The 23068-nt window shown below is 45.1% G+C and carries 24 protein-coding genes; 17 read left to right on the top strand and 7 right to left on the bottom strand.

The window, feature by feature from the left end; all coding sequences use genetic code 11:
* Positions 1-4: 4 nt before the first annotated feature.
* The 13 genes from menB to mnhG all read left to right on the top strand — a co-directional run bounded on the left by menB (position 5) and on the right by mnhG (position 12747).
* Positions 5-871, top strand: a complete 867-nt coding sequence (menB, locus tag ACXAFJ_RS08505) for a 1,4-dihydroxy-2-naphthoyl-CoA synthase (RefSeq protein ID WP_475322769.1) — start codon at positions 5-7, stop codon at positions 869-871.
* A gap of 213 nt (positions 872-1084) precedes the next feature.
* Positions 1085-2071 carry an o-succinylbenzoate synthase gene (gene menC / locus ACXAFJ_RS08500; RefSeq protein ID WP_475322767.1) on the top strand — a complete coding sequence of 329 codons (987 nt, stop codon included), beginning with the start codon at positions 1085-1087 and terminating at the stop codon, positions 2069-2071.
* Positions 2059-3525: an o-succinylbenzoate--CoA ligase gene (menE, locus tag ACXAFJ_RS08495; protein ID WP_475322765.1), complete on the top strand. Its 1467-nt coding sequence runs from the start codon at positions 2059-2061 to the stop codon at positions 3523-3525. Before menC ends, menE begins: the two co-directional genes overlap by 13 nt.
* A 192-nt stretch (positions 3526-3717) precedes the next feature.
* A complete protein-coding gene (gene thrS / locus ACXAFJ_RS08490) occupies positions 3718-4959 on the top strand; it encodes a threonine--tRNA ligase (protein ID WP_475324089.1) in 1242 nt (413 codons plus the stop codon).
* Positions 4960-5223: 264 nt separating this feature from the next.
* The gene (locus ACXAFJ_RS08485) at positions 5224-5880 is read left to right on the top strand and encodes a Qnr family pentapeptide repeat protein (protein WP_475322764.1); all 657 of its coding nucleotides are present in this window, start codon (positions 5224-5226) and stop codon (positions 5878-5880) included.
* A gap of 57 nt (positions 5881-5937) precedes the next feature.
* A complete protein-coding gene (locus ACXAFJ_RS08480) occupies positions 5938-6252 on the top strand; it encodes a hypothetical protein (RefSeq protein WP_475322763.1) in 315 nt (104 codons plus the stop codon).
* 91 nt (positions 6253-6343) lie between these two features.
* On the top strand, positions 6344-6856 hold the full coding sequence (locus tag ACXAFJ_RS08475) for a lipocalin family protein (RefSeq protein WP_475322762.1): 513 nt from the start codon (positions 6344-6346) through the stop codon (positions 6854-6856).
* 291 nt (positions 6857-7147) lie between these two features.
* Positions 7148-9826 carry a hydrogen gas-evolving membrane-bound hydrogenase subunit E gene (gene mbhE / locus ACXAFJ_RS08470; protein ID WP_475322760.1) on the top strand — a complete coding sequence of 893 codons (2679 nt, stop codon included), beginning with the start codon at positions 7148-7150 and terminating at the stop codon, positions 9824-9826.
* On the top strand, positions 9826-10179 hold the full coding sequence (locus tag ACXAFJ_RS08465) for a Na+/H+ antiporter subunit C (RefSeq protein WP_475322759.1): 354 nt from the start codon (positions 9826-9828) through the stop codon (positions 10177-10179). Before mbhE ends, ACXAFJ_RS08465 begins: the two co-directional genes overlap by 1 nt.
* On the top strand, positions 10176-11687 hold the full coding sequence (locus ACXAFJ_RS08460) for a proton-conducting transporter transmembrane domain-containing protein (RefSeq protein ID WP_475322758.1): 1512 nt from the start codon (positions 10176-10178) through the stop codon (positions 11685-11687). Before ACXAFJ_RS08465 ends, ACXAFJ_RS08460 begins: the two co-directional genes overlap by 4 nt.
* Complete coding sequence (locus ACXAFJ_RS08455) at positions 11684-12160, top strand: Na+/H+ antiporter subunit E (protein WP_475322756.1); 477 nt, start codon at positions 11684-11686, stop codon at positions 12158-12160. Before ACXAFJ_RS08460 ends, ACXAFJ_RS08455 begins: the two co-directional genes overlap by 4 nt.
* On the top strand, positions 12153-12434 hold the full coding sequence (locus ACXAFJ_RS08450) for a cation:proton antiporter (protein WP_475322754.1): 282 nt from the start codon (positions 12153-12155) through the stop codon (positions 12432-12434). Before ACXAFJ_RS08455 ends, ACXAFJ_RS08450 begins: the two co-directional genes overlap by 8 nt.
* A 13-nt stretch (positions 12435-12447) precedes the next feature.
* A complete protein-coding gene (mnhG, locus tag ACXAFJ_RS08445) occupies positions 12448-12747 on the top strand; it encodes a monovalent cation/H(+) antiporter subunit G (protein WP_475322753.1) in 300 nt (99 codons plus the stop codon).
* Between the two features lie 49 nt (positions 12748-12796).
* Here the strand turns inward: mnhG and ACXAFJ_RS08440 are convergent, their stop codons facing one another.
* Positions 12797-13732 (bottom strand): universal stress protein, encoded by a 936-nt coding sequence (locus ACXAFJ_RS08440; protein WP_475322752.1) that lies wholly within the window; start codon positions 13730-13732, stop codon positions 12797-12799.
* Positions 13733-14086: 354 nt separating this feature from the next.
* Positions 14087-14986, bottom strand: coding sequence for an AraC family transcriptional regulator (locus ACXAFJ_RS08435; protein WP_475322750.1), 900 nt, complete (start codon positions 14984-14986; stop codon positions 14087-14089).
* A 177-nt stretch (positions 14987-15163) separates the two neighbouring features.
* Here ACXAFJ_RS08435 and ACXAFJ_RS08430 point away from each other — a divergent pair, with 177 nt between their 5' ends.
* From ACXAFJ_RS08430 to ACXAFJ_RS08420, 3 genes are all read left to right on the top strand, one after another.
* Positions 15164-15703, top strand: a complete 540-nt coding sequence (locus ACXAFJ_RS08430; RefSeq protein ID WP_475322749.1) for an RNA polymerase sigma factor — start codon at positions 15164-15166, stop codon at positions 15701-15703.
* A complete protein-coding gene (locus ACXAFJ_RS08425) occupies positions 15696-16067 on the top strand; it encodes a DUF6768 family protein (protein ID WP_475322747.1) in 372 nt (123 codons plus the stop codon). Before ACXAFJ_RS08430 ends, ACXAFJ_RS08425 begins: the two co-directional genes overlap by 8 nt.
* A gap of 194 nt (positions 16068-16261) precedes the next feature.
* On the top strand, positions 16262-16432 hold the full coding sequence (locus tag ACXAFJ_RS08420; RefSeq protein WP_475322746.1) for a hypothetical protein: 171 nt from the start codon (positions 16262-16264) through the stop codon (positions 16430-16432).
* Between the two features lies 1 nt (position 16433).
* Here ACXAFJ_RS08420 and ACXAFJ_RS08415 read toward each other — a convergent pair whose 3' ends face one another.
* From ACXAFJ_RS08415 to ACXAFJ_RS08405, 3 genes are all read right to left on the bottom strand, one after another.
* Complete coding sequence (locus ACXAFJ_RS08415; protein ID WP_475322745.1) at positions 16434-17351, bottom strand: YeiH family protein; 918 nt, start codon at positions 17349-17351, stop codon at positions 16434-16436.
* Positions 17352-17703: 352 nt separating this feature from the next.
* On the bottom strand, positions 17704-19575 hold the full coding sequence (locus ACXAFJ_RS08410; RefSeq protein WP_475322743.1) for an MFS transporter: 1872 nt from the start codon (positions 19573-19575) through the stop codon (positions 17704-17706).
* Between the two features lie 15 nt (positions 19576-19590).
* Complete coding sequence (locus ACXAFJ_RS08405) at positions 19591-20181, bottom strand: TetR/AcrR family transcriptional regulator (protein WP_475322741.1); 591 nt, start codon at positions 20179-20181, stop codon at positions 19591-19593.
* Positions 20182-20443: 262 nt separating this feature from the next.
* Here ACXAFJ_RS08405 and ACXAFJ_RS08400 point away from each other — a divergent pair, with 262 nt between their 5' ends.
* Positions 20444-21316, top strand: coding sequence for a Tim44 domain-containing protein (locus ACXAFJ_RS08400; protein WP_475322740.1), 873 nt, complete (start codon positions 20444-20446; stop codon positions 21314-21316).
* A gap of 72 nt (positions 21317-21388) precedes the next feature.
* Here ACXAFJ_RS08400 and ACXAFJ_RS08395 read toward each other — a convergent pair whose 3' ends face one another.
* Positions 21389-21874, bottom strand: coding sequence for a DUF2938 domain-containing protein (locus ACXAFJ_RS08395; RefSeq protein ID WP_475322739.1), 486 nt, complete (start codon positions 21872-21874; stop codon positions 21389-21391).
* A gap of 72 nt (positions 21875-21946) precedes the next feature.
* Complete coding sequence (locus ACXAFJ_RS08390) at positions 21947-23020, bottom strand: PLP-dependent cysteine synthase family protein (protein ID WP_475322737.1); 1074 nt, start codon at positions 23018-23020, stop codon at positions 21947-21949.
* Between the last annotated feature and the right edge of the window lie 48 nt (positions 23021-23068).

The raw sequence follows: 23068 nt of genomic DNA, 5'->3' as shown, positions 1-23068 counted from the left end.
TTATATGGCACAAACAGTCGGTATTTCAGAGCAAGAGCTATACGCACCAGTTGAATGGCAAGACTGCAGTGCACCGTATGAAGACATTCAATTCCATAAGTCGCTTGATGGCATTGCCAAAATCACTATCGCTCGTCCGCAGGTTCGCAATGCTTTTCGGCCACAAACCGTGAAAGAAATGATCAATGCATTGGCCGATGCACGTTATGACGAAAAAGTGGGCGTCATCATCCTAACTGGATTGGGAGAAGACGCCTTTTGTTCCGGTGGCGATCAAAAGATTCGCGGCGACTATGGCGGTTATCAAGATGAAAGCGGCACCCATCACTTAAATGTGCTCGATTTTCAACGTCAAATTCGCACCTGCCCTAAACCAGTTATCGCGTCTGTCGCAGGTTGGGCCGTTGGTGGAGGCCATGTTCTACATATGATGTGCGACCTGACGATTGCAGCGGACAACGCCAAGTTTGGTCAGACAGGGCCAAAAGTTGGTTCATTCGATGGTGGTTGGGGCGCGTCTTACATGGCTCGTATCGTTGGCCAGAAGAAAGCACGTGAGATTTGGTTCTTGTGTCGCTTTTACGATGCGCAAGAAGCGGAAGATATGGGGTTGGTTAACACTGTCGTGCCTCTGGAGCAGTTAGAGCGAGAAACCGTTCGCTGGTGTCGAGAAACTCTACAGCACAGTCCGATGGCATTGAGATGCTTAAAAGCGGCACTTAATGCAGATTGTGATGGACAGGCTGGACTGCAAGAGTTGGCGGGTAACGCCACCATGATGTTCTATATGACAGAAGAGGGACAAGAAGGGCGTAATGCGTTTAATGAAAAGCGTCGTCCAGACTTCAATAAGTTTCCGCGAAACCCTTAATTCGCATATACCCATATATGGGTATACAGATAGCTGAATATAGTCCGACACCCAGCGCCAATATAGTGTATATTGGCGCTTCTTATGCTCAATAGGGCATAACTGATTGAAGTTGTTTCAATTTTTAACTCTTTGAAATTATGGAATGAACCCATAATTGAAAATGATGTCCTACGATTACCCGAGAGGTAATGACCTAACAGTGGGAACCGAATGAGAACTGCTAAACTTTTCCGCTATCAATTGCCGATGGATAGTGGCGTTATTCTACGAGATGCCAGGCTCGAGCAGCGAATCGGCTATATCGTTCAATTAGAACAAAATGGAAAAATCGGTTTTGGTGAAGTCGCACCGCTACACGGCTTCAGTGTCGAAAGTCATCAAGAAGCGGGAATGCAGGCTCAGCAGTGCATTGAATCATGGCTGCAAGGGCACGAGTTTGACTACAACTCTCTTTTTCCATCCGTCGCCTTTGGTCTTTCTATGGCAAACTTGGAGCTGACTGACGCAATGCCTCAACAAGGTCAGTATCAATGTGCACCCCTATGCACCGGAGACCCTGACGCACTAATTCCACTCCTCGCCAATCTTGAAGGCGAAAAAATCGCAAAAGTAAAAGTGGGTAACTATGAGCCGAGTCGCGATGGCCTTATAGTTACCTTATTGCTACAAGCCATACCTGATCTTAAATTGCGCCTAGATGCTAACCGAGTGTGGACCGCGGACATTGCCAGACAATTTGCCAAACACGTTCCACCGTCGCTGCGCCAGCGAATCGAATTCGTTGAAGAACCTTGTCTTAATCCGGGTGATAGCCTTGCATTTGCTATCGATACCGGGATAGCAATTGCGTGGGATGAGACCTTGCAACAAGCAGTCCGAGAAGATGATTTCTCGTTATCTAGCTTAAACGGTGGTAAAGCCATCATCATCAAGCCTACTTTGATTGGTTCCGTTGACCGTTGTATTGCCTTGATTAAACGAGCGGATGAGCTGGGAATTAAACCTGTAATCAGCTCCAGCTTGGAATCCAGCCTAGGTCTGAATCAATTAGCGCGTTTTTCGCGTTGGTTAATTCCCGATTCGCTGCCCGGTCTCGACACAGTCAACTTGTTTCAATCACAACTGGAAGTTGCATGGCCAGGATGTGAGTTGCCGGTTGAATCACTCATGTCTCAGGAACTGGTGTGGCAGTCTTAACGCCATATCAGATTATTTGTCGCCAAGCCAAACTCGACCCGTCGGGTTTGGCTATTAAAAATCACTCAAACGCTGTGAGTTGGCGTGACCTATTAGAGCAAGTGACGCTCTGTGCCAATCAACTCTCGCAGCAAGCACAATTACATGGTTTTTCTACGCAACATCCCATTTGTCTGATCGGTAAAAACAGCTATCAGCAGTTAGTTATCTATCTTGCGTGTTCAGCCTTGGCGAGGCCCTGCGCATTGCTAATGCCTCAGCCATGGGTTCAAATTGAACAAAAACTCTCTGCCATTTATCCAAACACTCAAGATAAAACTCGGGCTGCATGGGTCTACATCGACTCAAGTGCCAAGTTGGCTGGAGAACCTTCAATGCCGCTGTGTCTTTTGGATTTATCAGCCAGCGAATCAAGCGACGAAGAGCAATTGGGATTTATCGCGTCCGCGCTTGCATCGAGTGATATTAAAAACCAAATAGCTTCGGTCATTTTTACCTCAGGCAGTTCTGGCAATCCAAAAGCCGTGGCACACAGCCATTATGCTCATATACGCTCAGCTGAGGGCATCAACCAAGCAGTCGAGTTTAGCAAACCGCACAGCTGGCATTTATCGCTACCAATGTTTCACGTTTCTGGTCTCGCGATTGTTTACCGTTGGCTAGTGGCAGGTGCAACATTGATACTCTCAGAACCAAGTGAGGCAAAGCATCTGGCCACTCATACTTCAATGGTTCCGGTGCAATTAGAGCGAATGCTTGCCACGGGTGACAGCGGAGCACTGCAAACCGTATTGTTGGGCGGAAGCGCGATATCGGTCGATCTTGCTCAGCAGGCTGAAACGCAAGGTATCACCACATGGATTGGCTACGGCTTAACCGAAGCGGCGTCTACGGTATGTGTTAAAAGAGCAGATGGCATTTCAGGTGTGGGGGGCGTTTTAGCCCACCGAAAGATTGAATCCATCAGTGGGGAACTCGCTGTAGGTGGGGAAACCATTGCATTGGGTTATTTTATTCACGGCGTGTTACATCCCTTGCCGAAAACCCATGATAGGTATTTAACCGGTGATCTTGGCTACTTTGATGGTGTTCAATGGCAGGTTTCTGGGCGCAAGGACAATATGTTTATCAGCGGTGGGGAAAATATACATTGTGAAGAAATAGAGCGAGCGCTCTTATCGCACCCTCAGATTACGCAGGCCATAGTCATTCCGGTAGCTGACACCACTTACGGTTATCGCCCCATTGCGCTACTCGATTTTACTGCTCCACTGGTCAGTACGGAGCTTCGCAACTATCTAATCAGTAGAATTGAAAAGTTTAAGATTCCAGACCAGTTTTATCCGTTCCCTATCGACTTGCCGCAAACGGGCATTAAAGTCTCCAGAGCCGAGATTAAGTCTTGGTTTGAAGCACAGTCCGATCTAGAGCCAGTGCAAAAACAATACAAATAAAACCTTGTTTGTTGTGGTTATCTTTGATACTTCTAAAAGAATGAAACTAAACGAATATATTGCATCGAACCAAACCACCACCTCGATATCTCTCGGGGGGTAGTGTAGTTCGTTGTGTAAGCCCTCTGAGCGAAATCTCAGAGGGCTTTTTGATCCTACCAATGATTTTTCGCTCAGAGTTTTCACAAGGAGATAAAAATGAAAACTCATCGCGAAATTGCAGAACAACTTGATCTATTCCACTCAGAACCACACGCACCGGGGATGATCTTTTGGCACCCCAACGGTTGGCGACTGTTCCAAACCGTACAAGACCATATGCGAAGGATGTACCGCTGTGCTGGCTTTGAAGAGGTCAATTCCCCTGTTTTTATGAAGCGCGACCTTTGGCAGCAATCCGGTCACCTTGCAATGTTTGCAGAAAATATGTTCTTTGGCGGAGCAAGTAGCGCATACGAGAAAAAGGCCTTGCCAAGTTACGTGCTTAAACCTATGTCATGCCCAGCTCATATCTTGATGTTTAAACGAGGTGTTCATAGTGAAAGAGACCTACCAGTCCGCCTGTTTGAATTTGGCTTAGTGCATCGCAATGAAGCGTCCGGTTCTCTCAATGGTTGTTTACGGGCACGGCAATTTACTCAAGATGACGCTCATGTGTTTTGTACATGGTCGCAAGCGGTTACAGAAATTCAGGGCTTTCTTCAAAGAGCAAAGTTGGTATATCAACAATATGGATTTGAGCAGCTTGAAGTAAAGCTTTCGACACAGCCAGAGAAGGCATTAGGCGACTCAGAAGATTGGAATAAAGCCCAAGAAATTTTGAACCAAGCATGTCTTTTGGAAGGTGTAGAATCCGAAATCCAAGTTGGAGAAGGCGCCTTTTATGGCCCCAAAATTGAACTCGCGCTTCAGGATTCCGTCGGTCGTCGTTGGCAATGCGGAACCATACAATTTGATTTTAACTTAGCGGAGCGATTCCAACTCAAATACATAGCAGGAGAGGGTGAAACTCGTCGCCCTGTTATTCTTCACCAAGCCATGTATGGCTCTTTGGAGCGCTGGGTTGGAATATTACTCGAGGTGTCGCAAGGTAACCTTCCAGATTGGTTACATCCAAGGCCCTTTGCTTTAACTGTGGTTAGTAAGCGCCATCAAGAATACGCAACAAGTATTTTAGCTGAAGGTTTGCAGTGGGGGATCAGAATGGCTTCGGATCTATCTGACAGCTCATTAGCGAGAAAGATGAAACGATTCCATAAGCAGAAAATTCCATACTTGATCACGATAGGCGATCAAGAAATAGAATCAAATACGGTAGCCATCAAAATACGAAAAACGGGAGACATTGTTAACGTAAAGCGAAGTGAGTTAACCAAGTTTATGTCTGATAAAGTCCGTTTTGGATCTCCTATTAGTCCCGTACAACTTGAATAAACGTCACCCATTGTATTTGGGACTTTTTAGCGCACGTTTGATTCACGGCGCTACTTTCTCAACAGCTCGATAAGCGACAGAACTTTTTTCATCATTTGCTTCTTCGATGATCAGATTTTATATGCCTTAGAATGCTATTTTGACCCCTAGAATTGGCGATTTTAGGGGTTTTTAAGTTCATGATTTATATGGCTTTTAATTTGATGTTTTTCAACGACTTAGGTGATAGCCTGCAAATCAAGATAACAAGACAGGAAGAGAAGTATGAATAAGCAAAACGAAATCTTTTACGACACCGATTTTAGTGGAGATGACCTCAGCTACTCCCAGTTCATCAAGTGTAAATTTATTCGTTGCGACTTTAGCCGAGCCGATTTACGAGATGCGACTTTCGAGGCGTGCAGTTTCATCGAAAGCAATGACCTTGCTGGATGTTATTTTGACTACGCGGATCTTCGAGATTGCAGCTTCAAAGATTGCCAACTTGCGATGAGTAGCTTTAAGGGGATTCAAGGTTTTGGCGCTGAATTTCGCAACTGTGACCTAAAAGGCACCATTTTTAGCAATGCAAAGTTTGCCAACTACGTAAACCACAAAGTCTTTTTTTGCTCTTTGTATATGACAGGCTGTAATTTGTCCTACGCCAGTTTTGAACAGCTGCATTTGGAAAAGTGTGAACTATTTGAAAACCGCTGGATAGACGCAAATTTAACTGGCACGTCTTTTCAAGGTTCAGACTTAAGCCGGGGCGTTTTCTCACCGAGTGTTTGGAGGCAGATCAACATTCAGAACTGTGACTTATCACATTGCGATTTGGAAGGCGTGGACATCAGGAGAACGGATCTAACCGGAGTTAAGATCTGTCAATGGCAAGTCGAGCAACTGCTTTCACCGATTGGTTTGGTATTGGTGCCGGATTAAAAATACATACTGAACATTTGATTTCGTGTTGTAATGTCTTCTTTTATAGGAGTTTTTATGGCTAACGTATTTTTGTATGTCTTAGTTGCATCAATGATCTTGAGCTTTTTTGTATCCTTTAGATGTTTGTCTAGAATAGTCTCTGCACGTTTTAGCCAAATTTCTAGACTAAGGTATCTAAAACGTTTGGTTTTGAGTACTACCTATGTTTTTGTGAGTGGTTTGCTACTTATGGCAATTGTCGAGAGTACTTGTGATGACCAGCTCAGTGTTTTCGATATTGAGTGTTCGATTGAAAATGAACACGGCGAAGAAGTGTTGAAATCTGAGAATCCAGAAGAGTGGAAAAGGCTAAGGTATGGAAGTGCTTAGAAATAGACACAATAGCTTTGTCAAATCTGTAAACTGAAACGTATTTTTTGACCTATTGATAAGTTTTGTATTGGGGCGTATAGCTTTTTAAATGAAAAAATCAGTCATTGTTTTCATCACTTTTATTTTGAGTGGCTGCCTTGGCATGCCACAAAACGTTGAACCTGTCAGTCCATTTGAATTGGAAAGATACCTTGGTAAATGGTACGAAATTGCAAGGCTTGATCACTCTTTTGAACGCGGTTTAACTTCAGTCACGGCTGAATATTCTCTGCGAGAAGACGGCGGTGTTGAGGTGGTCAACCGAGGATATTCAATTCAAGACCAAGAATGGACAGAAGCCGTAGGTAAGGCATATTTTGTGGATGACTCCAATCAGGGGTACTTGAAGGTTTCCTTCTTTGGTCCTTTCTATGGCTCGTACGTCATATTTGAATTGGAGCAAAGTGAATACAACTACGCGTTTGTTTCCGGCCCAAACAATGATTATCTATGGCTGCTAGCGCGGACACCTCAAGTCTCAGCAGAAGTGATCAGCAAATTTGAAGCTCAAGCTGCAACATTAGGCTTCGATATTGAGCAGTTGATCTACGTCGAGCAGTAAAGAAATTCGATCACTTACAACCCAATTAATACTCTTAAGCCTCATAGCCGCGATAACCTTTCGCGGCTAAAACCTCGCAAAAACCAGGTCTTTAATAACAAAAACAGTCTCTTATCTTACAAACTGAAAAACTAATCGGAACAAATGTTTCAAATGGTGATTAAATAATGCGCAATGTGAACCGAGCCAGCAAAGTCCATTTTTTTGAGCTAGCGTAAAAGAATGTGACGTTTGTCAAATGGTTCGAGGTCGCGATTGCAGCAACTCCATCAGTCTAATCCGCAGAAAGTTATGCGCACCAGGATATTAATGGTGCCATTTCTGGTTTTGCCTTTGGCTCTATTCGGTTTTTTTATGATACATGCTGAGCCAAGTGGCGTGAGCTGGTATGCCAATTGGGTGCCGAGTTTAGGCATCAATTTTAGTTTCCGTTTAGATGGCTTGTCGCTGTTGTTTGTAAGTTTGATAACGGGAATCGGCTTTTTTATCCAGATTTATGCTTTTTCCTATCTAAAAAAACATATTAGCCGTTTTTCTTTCCACCTGTACTTAACCCTGTTCATGCTTGCAATGGTTGGGGTAGTACTCAGTGACAATATACTTCTGCTGTTTGTCTTTTGGGAGCTGACAACCGTTACCTCCTACCTATTAATTGGCTTTGACCATGAAAAAGACAAGGCGAGGAAAAATGCACTGCAAAGTCTTCTGGTAACTGGGGCAGGGGGCTTGAGCCTTTTGGCTGGGTTAATCATCTTAGGCAATTTGGCTTCCAGTTATCAGCTAAGTGTGATTTTGGAGCGGGCCCATAGCTTTAACCATCTCGCTATTTTTGATGTTGCAGTGGTGTTGGTACTTTTGGGTGCATCTACCAAATCTGCGCAATTTCCATTTCATTTTTGGCTACCCAACGCGATGGCCGCGCCTACTCCGGTCAGTGCTTATTTGCATTCAGCCACTATGGTCAAGGTTGGTGTGTATTTGCTGGCTCGGATGTCTCCAGTTTTCTCTGACGTGAGTTTTTGGTCTTCAACATTGATTTGGGTTGGTGGCTTTACAGCTATTTGGTGTGCGGTTTTAGCACTAAAACAAACAGACTTAAAACTCATGCTCGCCTACAGCACCAACGTGGCATTGGGTAAATTGGTGTTGTTGATTGGTATTGGCAGTGAACTGGCGTTAGCAGCGGCGTTGATGTTTATCTTGGCGCATTCACTTTATAAAGCTTCGTTGTTTATGGTGATTGGCAACATAGATAAATCAACTGGAACGCGTGATATTCGGGTGTTATCGGGCTTGAGCGGTGTTCTTATACTGAGTCTCGTGGCGGCAACGATTGCGGCACTGTCAAAGTCTGGCTTGCCACCAATGATGGGTTTCCTGGCAAAGGAGTATATGTACAAAGCGGGCCTTGAATTCGGAGGGCTTGAAGTTCTGTTACTGCTGGTGGTGAACGCGACCATGGTTGCCTTAGCCATTTTGCTGATCTCTAAACCTTTTTTGAAAGCTAACAAGTTCAGTACTAGCAAGGAACAAGCTACCGAAAATATGGATGAAGGTGCTGGCTGGATTGCAAAACCGATAGAAAAAGATATCGGCCTGTGGGGACCCGCACTCATTTTAGCCATTATGAGCTTGGCGTTGCCAACTGTGGGGTTAGGCTGGGTGCAGCTTTACATAATTTCACCTGCATCTCAGGTTTGGTTTGGGGCCGGAGAGGGTGTAACCATCAAGCTCTGGCAAGGTTTTAACTTACCACTGCTTCTTAGCGTTGTGACATTGGCTCTGGGCCTAGTCTTGGCCCGCAGCTTGCCAATCATGTTAAAAATAAGTCAACCGATTCTCGAACGTTTGCCAGTGGCGGACCAAGTTTTTGAAAAAGGTCTTCAGTCTTTAGTTGTTCTAGCAAAGTGGCAAACCGACAAATTGCAATCCAAGCAACTGAGTATCTACTTGCTGATTTCACTTTTGGTTTTAGCCGTTTTAGTTTCAATGCCGTTAGTGGGTCTTCTCCAAATTCTATCTATAAATAGTGAGTGGTTAACACAGGTCAACTTCTATGAAGGGCTTATTGCAGTATTTATGCTGGCTTCTGCGTTGGTTTGTGTGTTGACTTCATCAAGAATGCTCGCGGTTGCCGCGTTGGGCGTGGTTGGGTTCGCGACAACCTTAGTGTTTATGATTTACAGCGCTCCAGATGTTGCCAAAACCATGTTGTTAGTGGAGACACTGATGGTGATGTTTGTGGTGTTGGTGATGCGTTATCTGCCGAGTTTGAAAAACGCCGTCAGGCACTCTAAATCCAGAAGGGCACTCCAATTTACGGTCTCTGTGGTGATAGGCGTTGCAGTAACCGCTGGCCTGATTGTGATTACGGCATCACCTATTGATGACAGTATTTCTCAATTCTTCGCAGAGAATAGTGTGCCCGGTGGTTATGGACGAAATATCGTCAATGTAATTTTGGTGGATTTCCGAGCGTTCGACACTTTGGGCGAGGTCTTAGTCGTTGTTGCAGCTGGTGTGGCGGCGGTTAACTTGCTTGATACGCGCTCTCGAAACACGGCTAAAAACCAAACCATAATATTCAGAACCGCTGCGCACATCGTCGCGGCCTTGATGTTGGTGTTTTCGCTCTATCTTTTACTGCGTGGTCACAACGAACCGGGCGGAGGGTTCATCGGTGCTTTGATTGCAGTAATCGGCTTTGCCTTGCTGATGTTCGCCGAATCTGCCGAGTATGTGCGGGGCAGGATGCAATACGAGCCGTTCAACATTGCCATCCTTGGTGTGCTGTTAAGTATCTCGGCCGGTGCCATGAGTTTTGTGTTCAATCTTCCTTATCTAACGGGTCTGTGGTGGAAAGACGTGTTGCCGCTTGGCACACCCCTTTTATTCGATGTTGGTATCTATTTGGCGGTGATCGGTGGCGTGATGGGCATGCTGTTGCGAGTTAATGAGGAGCTGGATTAATGGAAGTGTTATGGAGCTTGGTCACTGGTTTTTTTGTTGCCTGTGGCATCTATTTAGTCCTCGAAAAACACGCATTACGAGTACTGTTTGGACTCATATTGCTAAGTAGTGCCGTGAACTTGGCTATTTTTACTTCCGGCAGACTGACTCAAGGCAACCCTCCCTTGATTGATGAAGGCGCGATTTTGCCAGCAGCAGATGCCGCTAACCCACTGCCTCAAGCTTTGATTTTGACGGCCATAGTGATTGGGTTTGGATTGTTGGTGTTTGCGCTTTTGCTGTTCTATCGCGCATATGCGAATTCTGGAACAGCCAATATAGATGAGTATCGCCGTTCGGAGGAGGAGCAATGATCTCGACCTTGATGACGATACCCGTTGTTCTGTCAATGACGCTCGCCGTGTTGATTGCCATTGTACGCAAGCAGCATAGTCTGGTGAATGTGATCAGTATTTCCGGCGCCCTTGTGATTTTGCTTGGTAGCGGTTCTGTTTTGCTACAAGTAATGGAAGGCGGTGCATATTCGGTCGCGTTTGGTCAATGGGCTGCGCCATTTAGAATAGTGTTTGTTGTCGACTATCTAAGTGCTGCCATGGTGCTGATCACGTCTGTGATTGGGTTAGCCGTTGTCATTTATGCAATTGGAGACCTGCAAGATAAGCCCTCATACGGACTTTTTCACGCTCTCATTCACGTTTTGCTTACCGGGGTATATGGAGCATTCCTAACGGGTGACATTTTTAACCTCTATGTATGGTTTGAGGTGATGTTGATTGCCTCATTTGGTCTCATGATTTTGGATGGCAACAAAACTCGAGTCGATGGTGCGGTCAAATATGTCATTCTCAACCTCGTATCCACGTTAATTTTTCTGTTGGCGATAGGGTTAGTTTACGGCGCGACCGGGACACTGAATTTTGCTGACCTCAACGGAAAAATGGCACAGGTGTCGAGTGAGATTCAATACCTACTCGCGGCAATGTTGCTGTTTGCCTTTGCGATAAAATCTGCGTTGTTTCCTGTGTTTGCCTGGCTTCCTGCCTCTTACCACACCTTGCCTAGTGCTGTGGTTGCTCTATTTGCTGCGCTACTGACTAAGGTTGGGGTTTATGCTCTGCTACGGGTATTTACTCTTCTGTTTCCATTATCAGACAGTGGTTGGCAAGAGACCTTGTTATGGGTTGCTGGCCTAACCATGTTGACCGGAGTACTGGGGGCCGCCAGTCAATACGACGTGAAAAAAATTCTCAGCTTCCACATCATTAGCCAGATTGGTTACATGATCATGGGGTTAGCAATTTATACCCCGTTGGCGATTGCCGGCGCCGTACTCTACATCATTCACCATATTATCGTTAAAGCGAACTTATTCTTAATTGGCGGTTACGTAGAGACGTTGCAGGGCAGTAGCCAATTACGGCGGTTAGGCGGAGTGTATAAAGTCTCTCCGTTTCTTGCTTTGATGTTTTTAATACCGGCATTTTCATTGGCAGGATTTCCACCGCTATCCGGATTTTGGGGCAAGTTTGTTGTGATAAAGAGCAGCTTACAAACGGAGCATTTCCTGCTTGCCGGAGTTGCATTGTTAGTTGGGCTTCTAACCGTCTTTTCCATGACCAAAATTTGGAATGAAGTATTTTGGAAACCCAAGCCAACTAATAAGACTGATCGGCAGTTGCCCACTATGGTCAAAGCAAGTTATCTAGTGCCAATTGTGTCGCTAACGTCAATGAGTGTAGTCATTGGACTGTGGGCCGAACCGTTCTTTAGTTTTGCTGAAACCACCGCTGGGCAGTTATTGAATCCAGATGCTTATCTTGAGGCGGTATTGGGTTCGCAATCTCCGGGAGGTAATCAATGAATTATTTCTTCCTCAATCTATTTCTCGCCGTATCGTGGATGTTATTGAACGGAAATTACGATGCGGTGGATTTTGTCATTGGTTTTGGCGTTGGTTTCTTTGCCCTGAGATTAAGCCAACCCTTTGGGTTAGAGTCCAACTACTTCCAGCGTTTTAAAGCGAGCATCATTCTGATCGGCTTCTTTGTTTATGAGATGGTAGTTTCTGTAGCGAGAGTCGTCTGGGATGTGATGACACCAACGCACCATAGCGCACCAGACATTGTGTATGTGCCGCTTGATGTAAACACAGATCTTGAAATAACCCTGTTGGCCAATATGTTGTCACTGACACCTGGGAGCTTGAGCTTGGAGGTTACTAGTGACCGGCAATTCTTGATGGTACACGCCATGTTTGCTGTCGATCACGAGCAAGTCATTAACGACATTAAAAATGGTCTAGAGAAACGAATTTTGGAGGTCACACGTGGCTGACATATTAACGATTGCAATCAATGTGGCCTATTTGGGCTTACTCAGCAGTTTTGCAATGGGTCTAGTGAGACTAATCAAAGGTCCGACATTGGCAGATAGGGTTGTGGCGCTCGATTTAATTGCCTTCATCACTATTGGATTTATTGCGGTTTACGCCTTAGATAGTGGTCAAACGGCCTTCTTAGACGTGGCGATTACTCTAGGTTTGGTAGCTTTTTTGGGCACGGTTGTGTTTGCTCGCTACATTGCCAAGCGCAATCAAGCGTCTATTTAAGTAGGAGAGCGATATGGATTATTTGATTGCAGTATTTTTGCTTCTCGGTACGTTCTTTACGGTTGTTGCCAGTATAGGTATTTTGCGCCTGCCGGATTTGTTTACTCGTATGCATGCGGCGACCAAAGCAGGAACGGTTGGGCTTAGCGCACTATTACTTGCGGTGGCCGTTGCTATTCCTGAAGTGAGTGTGGTTTCGAGGGTTCTTGGCACTATGCTTTTCATCTTTCTAACCGCGCCGATCGCCGCGCAATTATTGGGGAAAGCCATGCTGCAAAGCGGTTATTCCATTTGGAAAAATACCAATCAATAGGCAAAAAGAACCCTCTGCCTTGATTAGGCAGAGGGGAAAATACTTGTTTTTATGCGATTGGAGACACAAATCCTTGCGGCTTGAGCGCGACCAATGAGCACGAGACAGATTGCAATACATTTTCGGCGGTATTGCCGATAACAAATCCCGGAATTCCAGCCCTCGCCAAGGTACCCATGACTAGAACATCAATGTCGAGCGTTTTCACTGATTGCGGGATCTTCTCATCGGGCATGCCGTGGATATGATGGATTTTGTAGTTGTCGCTAATACCGGATTCGCGAACCATAAACTCCAACGCATTGAAGTGATGCTTGCGCGCCTGTTCAAGCTCGTGGTTTAGTTCGTCATCATCAATCTTTATCCATACGTGGTTGGATAAATAGCGTTCCAGTTGATACTCCCAACAGGAGATAATGTTCAACTGACAACCGTAGCTCGAAGCTATTGAATCCGCCAGTTCTAACAGCCTTAAGCTCAACTGTTGGTGTTCAGGAGTGGACACGCTTGGGTCTATGGCAACCGCAACTCGCCGTTCATTCGCATTGTGTTTGGATACACGGTTAAGCCACACGGCACTTGGGCATTTGCGCAGCAAGGTCATGTCCAAGGCTTTAAACCCTTCACTGCCGTCATTAAGTGGCTCGGCATCTTTGATAACCACGTCATAGTTAAACTGATTCACATGGCGGATAACGCTGACGGCAGGTTGCTCGCTGCTTATTAGGTCTATTGGGAAATCGACCTGAGAGTGATCAACGTTAAGTTCTCGTCGGTTGATTTCAACTTGGGTTTGCACTGTTTGATGCAGCGATTTTTCGTAGCCTTCGCGATATTGGCTCATATTATCGGGAAGGGCAGGACACACAATGATACCGCGCAGGGATGCTTGATATAAGTTAGATAACTTAAGCGCCTGGGCAATGGAATCCGATTGCGATTCTAAACCCTGACTTACGTAAAGTACTTTCTGGAACTTCTCCATTTTAACCCCCTCGCTGCGATTGGCAGCGAACAACTCACTTGGTTTGTTCGAAAGCTTTTTCTTCGCAGTTTAAATACACCATATTGGCTGTATTTTTCGCAATGACGGCTTCCGTCAAAACATCTCTATTGGTTAATTAATGACCAGTTTTGAGTGGTAAGCAAGGGCTAGATGTAAAGGGCTGTTTCTGGAGTTGAAATCTGAAATACTTTCATTATTCAACTTGTTTCAAATGGCTTGAGCTTGATGAGTTGTTACGGTGTTCAGGAAGCGATTTAAAAAGCTCGACGCAATTTGCAAATGTTTCGTTGAGACACAACTCATTACAAAGTGATCGAGCTTAATTTGTGTTGACTACTTCACCGAGGTACAAAAACTCACATCGGCATGCTGAGTTTGTGGATCAAAAGAATGATAGTACTCGAAACAAGGACGAACATCGGGCTCAAGTCCTTGTTGAACCACACCATCCATTAACACATCCCAGTTCGAACCATATTGAGATTTGTCGCTGATGTTGCTGCGTAGTGTGGCGTATTTTCCACCCTCAAAAGGGCAAAGCTCAATGCCTTTAGGTGTCTCTACCGGTTCATCTAAGATTAAGCAAATGTCGGTGCGGCACTTATCGGCGGGGGTGACTTCCGGGTTATCGTGATAGATAAAGATACAGGGCTTGTCGGCCAATCCATTGGGTACCGCCCAGCCAAACAGCATACCGCTTACTGGCTCATAGTTTTCTCCATAGGGCCCAGTGACTCTGACATAGGCGAGATGTCCGGACTTGAACGTTTCAGTTTTCATGTTGAATCTCCAGTTGTGGTTTACAGGAGAATCATATTGCGTTGGATTGTTTGGTGAGTGTCCGTCCTTGCGAAGCACGTGTCCTATCTTGCTGTTTTGCATCATATGAGTGAATTCAGCAACGTTTGGGCAATCTCTAATTTGAGTTGGGGTGAGATCAAAGTGCTGTCGAAACGCTTTCGCTAGGCTTTGCGAGCTAGAAAAACCGTAACAGAGCGCAACATCCAAAATCGGTTTTTTCTGATAAAACAAATCATCCGCCGCGTGCTGAAGCCTTAACCGACGTAAAAATTCGTTAACGGTCTCTCCAGTAACTGATTTAAAGATGCGATGAAAATGAAACGGGGATAAACAAGCCAGTTTGGCAACGTCATCCAAGACAAAAGCTTGGTTGAAATTGGATTCTAAATAACGAATGACAGGTAGTAGCTTTTGTTGATAGTCCGTTTTCATAGGTAGGCAAATGGTACTTAAGGCAGTGGTTACTTGGGTATAAGTTAATGGAGTCACCAATGAAAAACTCTGCCCAAGCCCTCATCAACACAAATTGTCAAAAAAATTAATTATCTGCGAACCTTTTACCATTTTGCCACGTCCTTTAGATAAACAAGGAACAATTTAGGCGAATCAATGACTCAAGCGTATTCCAATACCCAGTTAAGTTTATGGGTGTTGAAGGCACAACAAGGCGACAAGCAAACACTCGAATTGCTGTACCGCGCCATCACCCCAAAACTGACCAGCTACGCTTGTAAACTTGCTGGCGACCAAGCTTTGGGTGAAGACTGTTGTCAAAATGCGTGGTTAAAAGTCATTAAACATTTGCCAAAGATTTCCGAACCCAAGGCGTTTCGTGGATTGCTGTATCAAGCGGTGCGTTGGCAACTGACCGACATTGGTCGGATGCAAACGGTAGATTCTATCGATGATGTCGCCGATGAAGTTGCTAAAGCTGAATCAACAAGTAACGAGCAAGCGATTGAGCTGCTGGATTTGATTAATCAACTTCCCAGTGTCGAGCGCGAGGTCATTGAGTTGTTTTATCTGCATGAATTGACCATTGATGAGGTGAGTCGAGTCTTAGCACTCGCCAAGGGGACGGTAAAATCAAGATTGTTTCGCGCCAGAAAGAGCCTATCTCAACAGTTAGAGGACATTGAAAATGGATGACTTAGACAAAAAAATCCGTCAGCAGTTAAGAAGTGAACAAAACACCTTTGTCGATCAAATCAAAATGAAACCGGGTTTGTTCGCTGACTTGGCCGCGGTTTACACTGGGCAATATCGAATTTGGGTCATTATGTCTACGTTGGTCGCCACCATCTTGGGAGGGATGATGTTGTGGACCGGGTTTCGCTTCTACACCGCTAGCAGTGTTGAAGAACAACTCACTTTCGGAGTCTCGCTCCTGCTCGTGGTTGTTATGCAAGGCATCATTAAATTGTGGGTATTTTCGCAAACCAACCGACAGGCTCTATTGCTGGAAATAAAACGCTTAGAGTTAAAAATTGAGCAGCTCGAAAAAGACGAATAAATGTCAGTGATAGGCGAGTGGAATACTCGCCTTATCAAAACTTCGATGCTAACACCTACAAAAATACTAAACGCTACCATCATTAACGGATTGCTTTGCTACAAACCCTTAGCTATTTGTTAGAGCGAAACGGACTTAGTGAGATTACGTGAAACGATTAGACTAAGGCGAATTATGCTTAGTTTGACGTTTTTATGCTTAAAGCCATTTTATTAATAGCCATAATCTTGCAGATTGTCGTAGCTGTAGTCAGTGACGGTTTAGGACGTGCTTTAGCGGAATTGTGCGCGTTTATGCTGGCGGTTGGCTTTATCGCGGTAGTAAGGAAAGAGCGCAAAGCGCTCAAACAAACCTTAGAACGTTAAATCAGTACATTCTGACAATCCATATCAACGACAATGTCGAGATGACTAGCCATAATGAAGCGGCAAAGGCTAACGGTTTCCGCCCAGATTTAAACAGCTGCTTAAACGACAAGCTACACCCTACCAAAAACAAGCTCACGACTAACCCTTGCTTAGCGACTGAAAAAATCGATTGATAAACCAGCTGGTATTCCGGAAGCGCGTCGCTTAACCAAACCACCGCTAAATAGAAAACAATGAACAGTGGGATTGTGAGTTTTTTCGAATCGCCACGAAACAAAAATGCACTAATGAATACAACAGGCAATATCCATAACGCCCGAGCCAGTTTGAGCGTCGTTGCGGTAGTCAGCGCCTCTTGGCCGTATGCAGATGCCGCTCCAACCACGGAAGAAGTATCGTGAATAGCGATGGCCGCCCAAATACCAAACTCAAGTTGGCTCAGAGATAACGCATGTCCCACAACGGGGAAAACAAATAGGGCGACTGAGTTCATTAAGAAAACACAGCCAAGTGCTATCGCAATGCTGGTATCTTTAGCGCGGATACTCGGGGAAACGGCAGCAATGGCACTACCACCACAAATCGCCGTGCCGACGGAAATCAAATACCCGGTTTCTTTTTGCAGCCGAAACGTTTTAGCCAATATCCAACCCAACGCCATGGTCAGAAAAATCGAGCCAATAATTAGGCCAGCGCTGTTTTTTGTTAGTTGAATAGCTTGCTCTAACTGAACCCCAAATCCCAATCCTACAACACAAAATGCGAGTAAGTGTTTGGTGAGTTTGGTTACCGGCATTTGGCTTGGAATAGCGCCCATACTTGCCAAAATAACACCCATGATTAATGCGACCGCCGAGGAAACGAACGGCGTTAGACACAGTAGTAAAGCAATCGCAAACAGTAGGTATTTTGGCATTGATATCTTGGATAAACAGAGCCCACCATCGCGGTGGGCTCTTCAGTTTGAAACTTGGGTTAGATTATACCCAAGTGACCTCAAGATGCGAGGTTCAGCGAGAATTAACTAGTCTTCAGGCAAGGCATTGATTTGCGGGTCTAGTCGCTCTACATCAAGAATCAATAACGCAGTATGAAGACTAGTTAAACTCGCCCTTGGGAGCTCATATTCTGTTTCATTTCTTCATCAAAGAACTTGGAAAGGACTCGTCATTCCGCTGCGTTACTGTTCTTTGGGTAGAGAAGCTTGAACTGAACCAGAATATGTAGCTCTGAATCCGGCATTTTGATGTTATTTGGGTATATAACGCCTACGCCCAATCGCCACGTAGCTCAGCAACCTTTTTGTGGAGATTTTCTGGCGTGGCTTGGTCGGCGGGTATGGCTTCACCAGCCTCAATCTCTAGCTTCGACCAAAAACGTTTTGGAAGTCCGTTGAAGGCTTTGCCACCACTACGGCTAAAGTAACTTCCCCATAGCCCCTTAAGTGCCAGCGGGATGACAGGGACAGGACTATTTTTGAGAATGATGTCAGTGCCGCGCATAAAGGGATTCATATTGCCGTCTCGGGTCAATGTACCTTCGGGAAAAATGCACACGAGCTCTCCGTCCGCTAATGCTTTTTCTACCTCGCGAAATGCTTTTAATGTCGAGCGTCGATTAGTGCCATCGATAGGAATGACACCCGCACGTTTCAAAAAGCGCTTTAGCGGAGGCAAGTTGGCGTAATCTTCTTCCATCACAAAGCGAATTAGTCGCGGGCATATTGCGCTTAGTAGTAATGCATCCATGTAGCTGACATGATTACACACCAGAAGCGCTCCACCCTCTTCAGGGATGTGCTTAAGATTTTTGTGCTTCACGCGGTAGATGGAGTGAGTAAGCATCCAAACGACAAATCGAATAGCAAACATTGGCACTTGTTTGAAGATGTAGAGCATCACCACGGCATTCAGAACCGCCAATAGTAAGAACAGATCGGGGATACTCATGCCAATAACGGTGAGACAAACAATGCCAAGAACCGCACTGCCAACCATGAATAAGGAATTGACGATGTTAACCGCAGCAAAGACTTGTGCGCGTTGGTTCTTTTTAGAACGTTGTTGTAACAAGGCATAAAGTGGAACAATAAACACGCCACCGGAAGCACCAAGTAGCAATAGCGAAGCAAACAAAGGCCACAGCGGTGCATGAGAGATAAATTGAACAAAGCTGGTGAACTGAGGCAACTCGTCTGGAATGGTTGTCGCCATCAAAACGCCAAATAGTGTAATGCCTAAGCTGCCAATCGGTACGATACCGACATCAATGCGATGGTTGGACATTTTGTCACAAGCAAGAGACCCAAGCGCAATACCTACTGAGAACAATGCCAACAAGAAGGAAACCGAACTTTCAATGCCATTAAGGTGAATTTTGGTAAAGTTGGGAAATTGAGTCAGGTACGCCGCACCTAAGAACCAAAACCAACTGATTGCCATGATGGATTGCAAAATCACGCGATCAGATTTGGCAATACCCAAAGTGATTTTGGTTTGCTTTATGGGGCGCCATTTAAACTCAAGATCCGGAGCGAGAGCATCGGCTTTAGGCATAGCTCGGGCTGAGAAATAACCCAGTATTGCAAACAATACGACTGAACCAGCGGCGACATATTTGGCGTATTCCACCGAAGCAATGACCCCAGCCCCTAAGGTGCCCAGCAATATAGCCAAGAAGGTTCCCATCTCAACTAGCGCGTTACCTGAGACCAGTTCATCAGATTTTAATTGTTGCGGCAGCAGCGCGTATTTAACCGGGCCAAAAAACGCCGATTGGGTACCCATTAAAAACAGCAGTGCCAGCAGCAACAAATAGCTTTCGGTGATGAAACCAATAGCACCGAGCAACATGATGCCGACTTCTGCCATTTTCACTTTGCGGATATAGCCAGATTTTTCGTATTTGTCAGCCAGTACACCAGCGCTGGCAGAGAATAAGAAAAACGGCAGAATAAACAATCCTGCTGCCAAGTTAATAAACAAGTTACTCGACACAGGTAAAGCCTGTGCACCCGCAAAAGCGACCAACAGCAACAGCACATTTTTAAAAATGTTGTCGTTAAATGCCCCTAAAAATTGGGTAATAAAGTAGGGAAGAAAGCGTCGCTCTCTAAGCAACTGAGATTGATGGCTGGACATACGTTTTCCTTAACGTTACCAGTTGGCAAGATGAGTGGAAATCAGATTTTCTATCAGCACTTTGCCATCAATACTCTGATTGGCAAAGAACTTGTCATCCACACTGAGTAGAGTAATTCCATGTACCCCAGACCATAACACGCGGCTGGTAGTGAGGATCTCGTCTTGAGATTTATTTGGTGCAAGCTGGGTCAGCAGGCCTTCAAGCATGCTGGTCATTCCTTGAATGCGCGAACTTTGCCATTCAGGTAGTTGCTCTCCATTCATCTTATGTTCAAAAATGAGCTGCCAGCGGTATCTGTGCCGATGTGCAAAATCGAGATAACAATAGGCCAGATTATACAAAGCTTCTTTTTCATTCTGGCTTCCAGCAACCGCTTGTTTCGATTGTTCAGCCAAGTCATCTAAGGCCTCGGCCACAACATGAAGCAAAAGTAAGTTGTAGTTGCCGAACACGTTGACCAAAGTGCTTGGCACATAGCCAATCATGGTGGCTATTTTTCTTAGGCTTAAATCGTGGTGGGGTTTATCGGCCAAAAACTCACGCACTTTTTCCAGTGTCATGACTTTGAGTTCTTCACGGGTATGATCGTTTCTACGAGCCATTGGAATTCGTCATTTTTACTATTATTGAACAACGTTCATTATAGTAAAGTTCGAGTCTTGCTGGCGTCAACCTTGTTTATGTGCGACAGCGCAATATCTTGATACATGTATTCCTTTTTCTGGCTTTGCAACTTCTGTAGCACGCAGTAAACTGATGTGACTGATATTTTAGGTTGAATATCGGCATCGACTTAATGACAGTTTGCTGTCTTGAGTTGTTGGGCTCTATGGGCCGAAGTCTCGACAGTGTGAAAGGATAATTATGAAACGTCTGTTATCTATCGTTGCACTTCTGATGGTTTCTGTAACGGCAGCGCCGATTGCAGAAGCGAAGAAGTTCGGTGGCGGTAAATCGTTAGGTAAAAGTCATAAAACGGCGCCAGCGCCAAAACAACAACAGCAAAATACCAATACTATCGGTAAAAATGACCAGGCTGGTGCAAAGCAATCATCGAAAAAAGGTTTGATGGGTGGTTTGCTAGGTGGTCTGTTGGCCGGTGGTCTGCTTGCCGCCTTCTTCGGCGGTGCATTTGAAGGTATTCAATTTATGGATATCTTGATCATGGGTCTTATCGCCTTTGTGATCTTTAAATTCGCCAAAAAGATGCTGGGAGCCAAAAACGCCAGCATGAACCAGCATCGTCAGCAGCCAGCTTATGGTGGCCCTCAAAACCACAACTTTGAGCGTCAGCAGCCGCAAAACTTCCAAGCACAGCCTAATCAAGGCGGTTTTGGTTTTGCTGCGCAAAGCGATGTACCACACAACTACCCACCGGGTTTTGACCAAGCGGCTTTCATTAATGGCGCTCGTGAGCATTACCGTACTATTCAAGGTGCATGGAACCACAACCAGCTAGACAAAATTGAAGAGTACGTGTCACCGAGCTTGTTTGAAGACCTAAAATCAGAGCGTGCTCGCCTAGATGGCGATCAGCACACCAACGTGATGTTTGTTGATGCTGAAATCGTTCGTGCTGATTTTGATGCAAACAAAGCGCAACTTAGCCTTCAGTTCAGTGGTCGCTACCGCGATGACGTGGAAGGTGTGGAAGAAGACATTGCAGATGTTTGGCACTTGGAACGCGATTTGACTCAAGACAATGCGCCTTGGTTGATTGTCGGTATTCAAGGTTAAACCTAATTTGATAGTGTAAAAGCCCGAGCGAAAGCTCGGGCTTTTTTATTTCAGGTAACCGAATAGTGATAACTAATTGAATACTAATATCGCAGCTAGATACAGGCCTAAACCAAATGACAGGTGAGCCACCATACTTCTGAACCTAGCGACCCAAGGAGCAGGTGTTTTACTTGCGGCGAATCCAAACCCAAAGGCGGGCTGCATTAAATAAAACGGGTAGATTACGGTAACCAAACCAAACAGCAGCGCATAGGTCAGAGACATTGGTGAAATCGTTAATACTTGTCCGATGTAGAGGTAAGCAATAGAAAAAACTACGCCAATTAGATAGTGCATAAACCAGCCTAAAATGACTTCTCCCTTTTCGGGTTTCGATTGGATTATGTTCTTGTGTACGAACTTTCCATCCTTCATTGCGATTAACCAGCGACCGACCCACGCATAATTTAGAGAAGGGATTGCCAGCAATTTAAATTGTATCCATGCCCAAATGTCCATCACTAACGTTGCCAAAACACCTACGGCTATGGCTTGTAAAAACCAATCTTGTGTCATCGATTTACTCCTTCGTTTATGGAGTAGTATGCAACTTCAAGTCAACTTTAGGTCAAGCTCTAAAACTTCGATTTAAGCGTTGAGTAATTGCGTTAACAGTGAGCTATCCGCGGTACCGATGTGCTCTTCAACCCAATCTTGGTTGAAATAGGTATCGGCATAACGTTCACCGCTGTCGCAGAGTAACGTGACCAATGAACCACTTTCTCCTTTGGATTTCATTTCGCTAGCCAGCTTTAGAATTCCAATCATATTCGTGCCAGTTGAAGCTCCGACTTTTCTACCTAACGTTTTGCTTAGCCAGTGGGCGCAGGCAATCGAGTCGCTGTCATTCACCGTGAGCATTTGGTCAATGACTCCCGGAATAAAACTTGGCTCGACTCTCGGTCTACCAATACCTTCGATTCGACTGGCATTTGTAGAGGAGAGCTTGCGATTGCCCGTTTGATAGTACTGGTGAAATACCGAGTTTTCAGGGTCGACCACGCACAGTTGAGTATCGTGCTTTTGGTAGTTGATATACCTGCCAATAGTTGCAGACGTTCCGCCTGTACCAGCACTCATCACGATCCACTTTGGAATGGGAAAGCGCTCACGGGACATTTGCTCGAAGATGGAGTTGGCGATGTTGTTGTTGCCACGCCAATCGGTAGCACGCTCAGCATAAGTGAATTGGTCCATATAGTGGCCATTGAGCGACCGAGCCAGCGTTGCGGAGGTCGCATAAATTTGGTCACAGCGATCAACCAGATGCGCCTCGCCACCATAAAACTCGATTTGTTCGATTTTTTGCTTTGAGGTACTGCGTGGCATGACAGCAATAAAGCGCAAACCGAGTAAACGAGCGAAATAGGCTTCTGAAATTGCGGTACTGCCTGATGAGGCTTCAATAATTGGCGTGTCTTGTCGAATCCAACCATTTGAAAGGCCATACAAAAATAGAGAACGAGCTAGTCTGTGTTTTAGTGAACCAGTTGGATGGGTACTTTCATCTTTAAGATAGATATCTATGTCTGGGAATTGGGGACAATCAAGCTTGATTAAGTGTGTATCCGCCGAACGTTGAAAATCAGACTCGATAACTTGAATAGCCTGCTTAACCCATTGTTTATTATTTTTAGTGGTGGTGGTTTGAATGTGATTCACGGTCTTTACCTAATGCGACTTTTAATCACTAAATGGTAAATTTCTCCT

The sequence above is a fragment of the Vibrio sp. ABH4_348 genome, assembly GCF_056159765.1.
The sequence above is the reverse complement of the archived record's forward strand: the minus strand, read 5'-3'. Positions and strand labels throughout refer to the sequence as shown.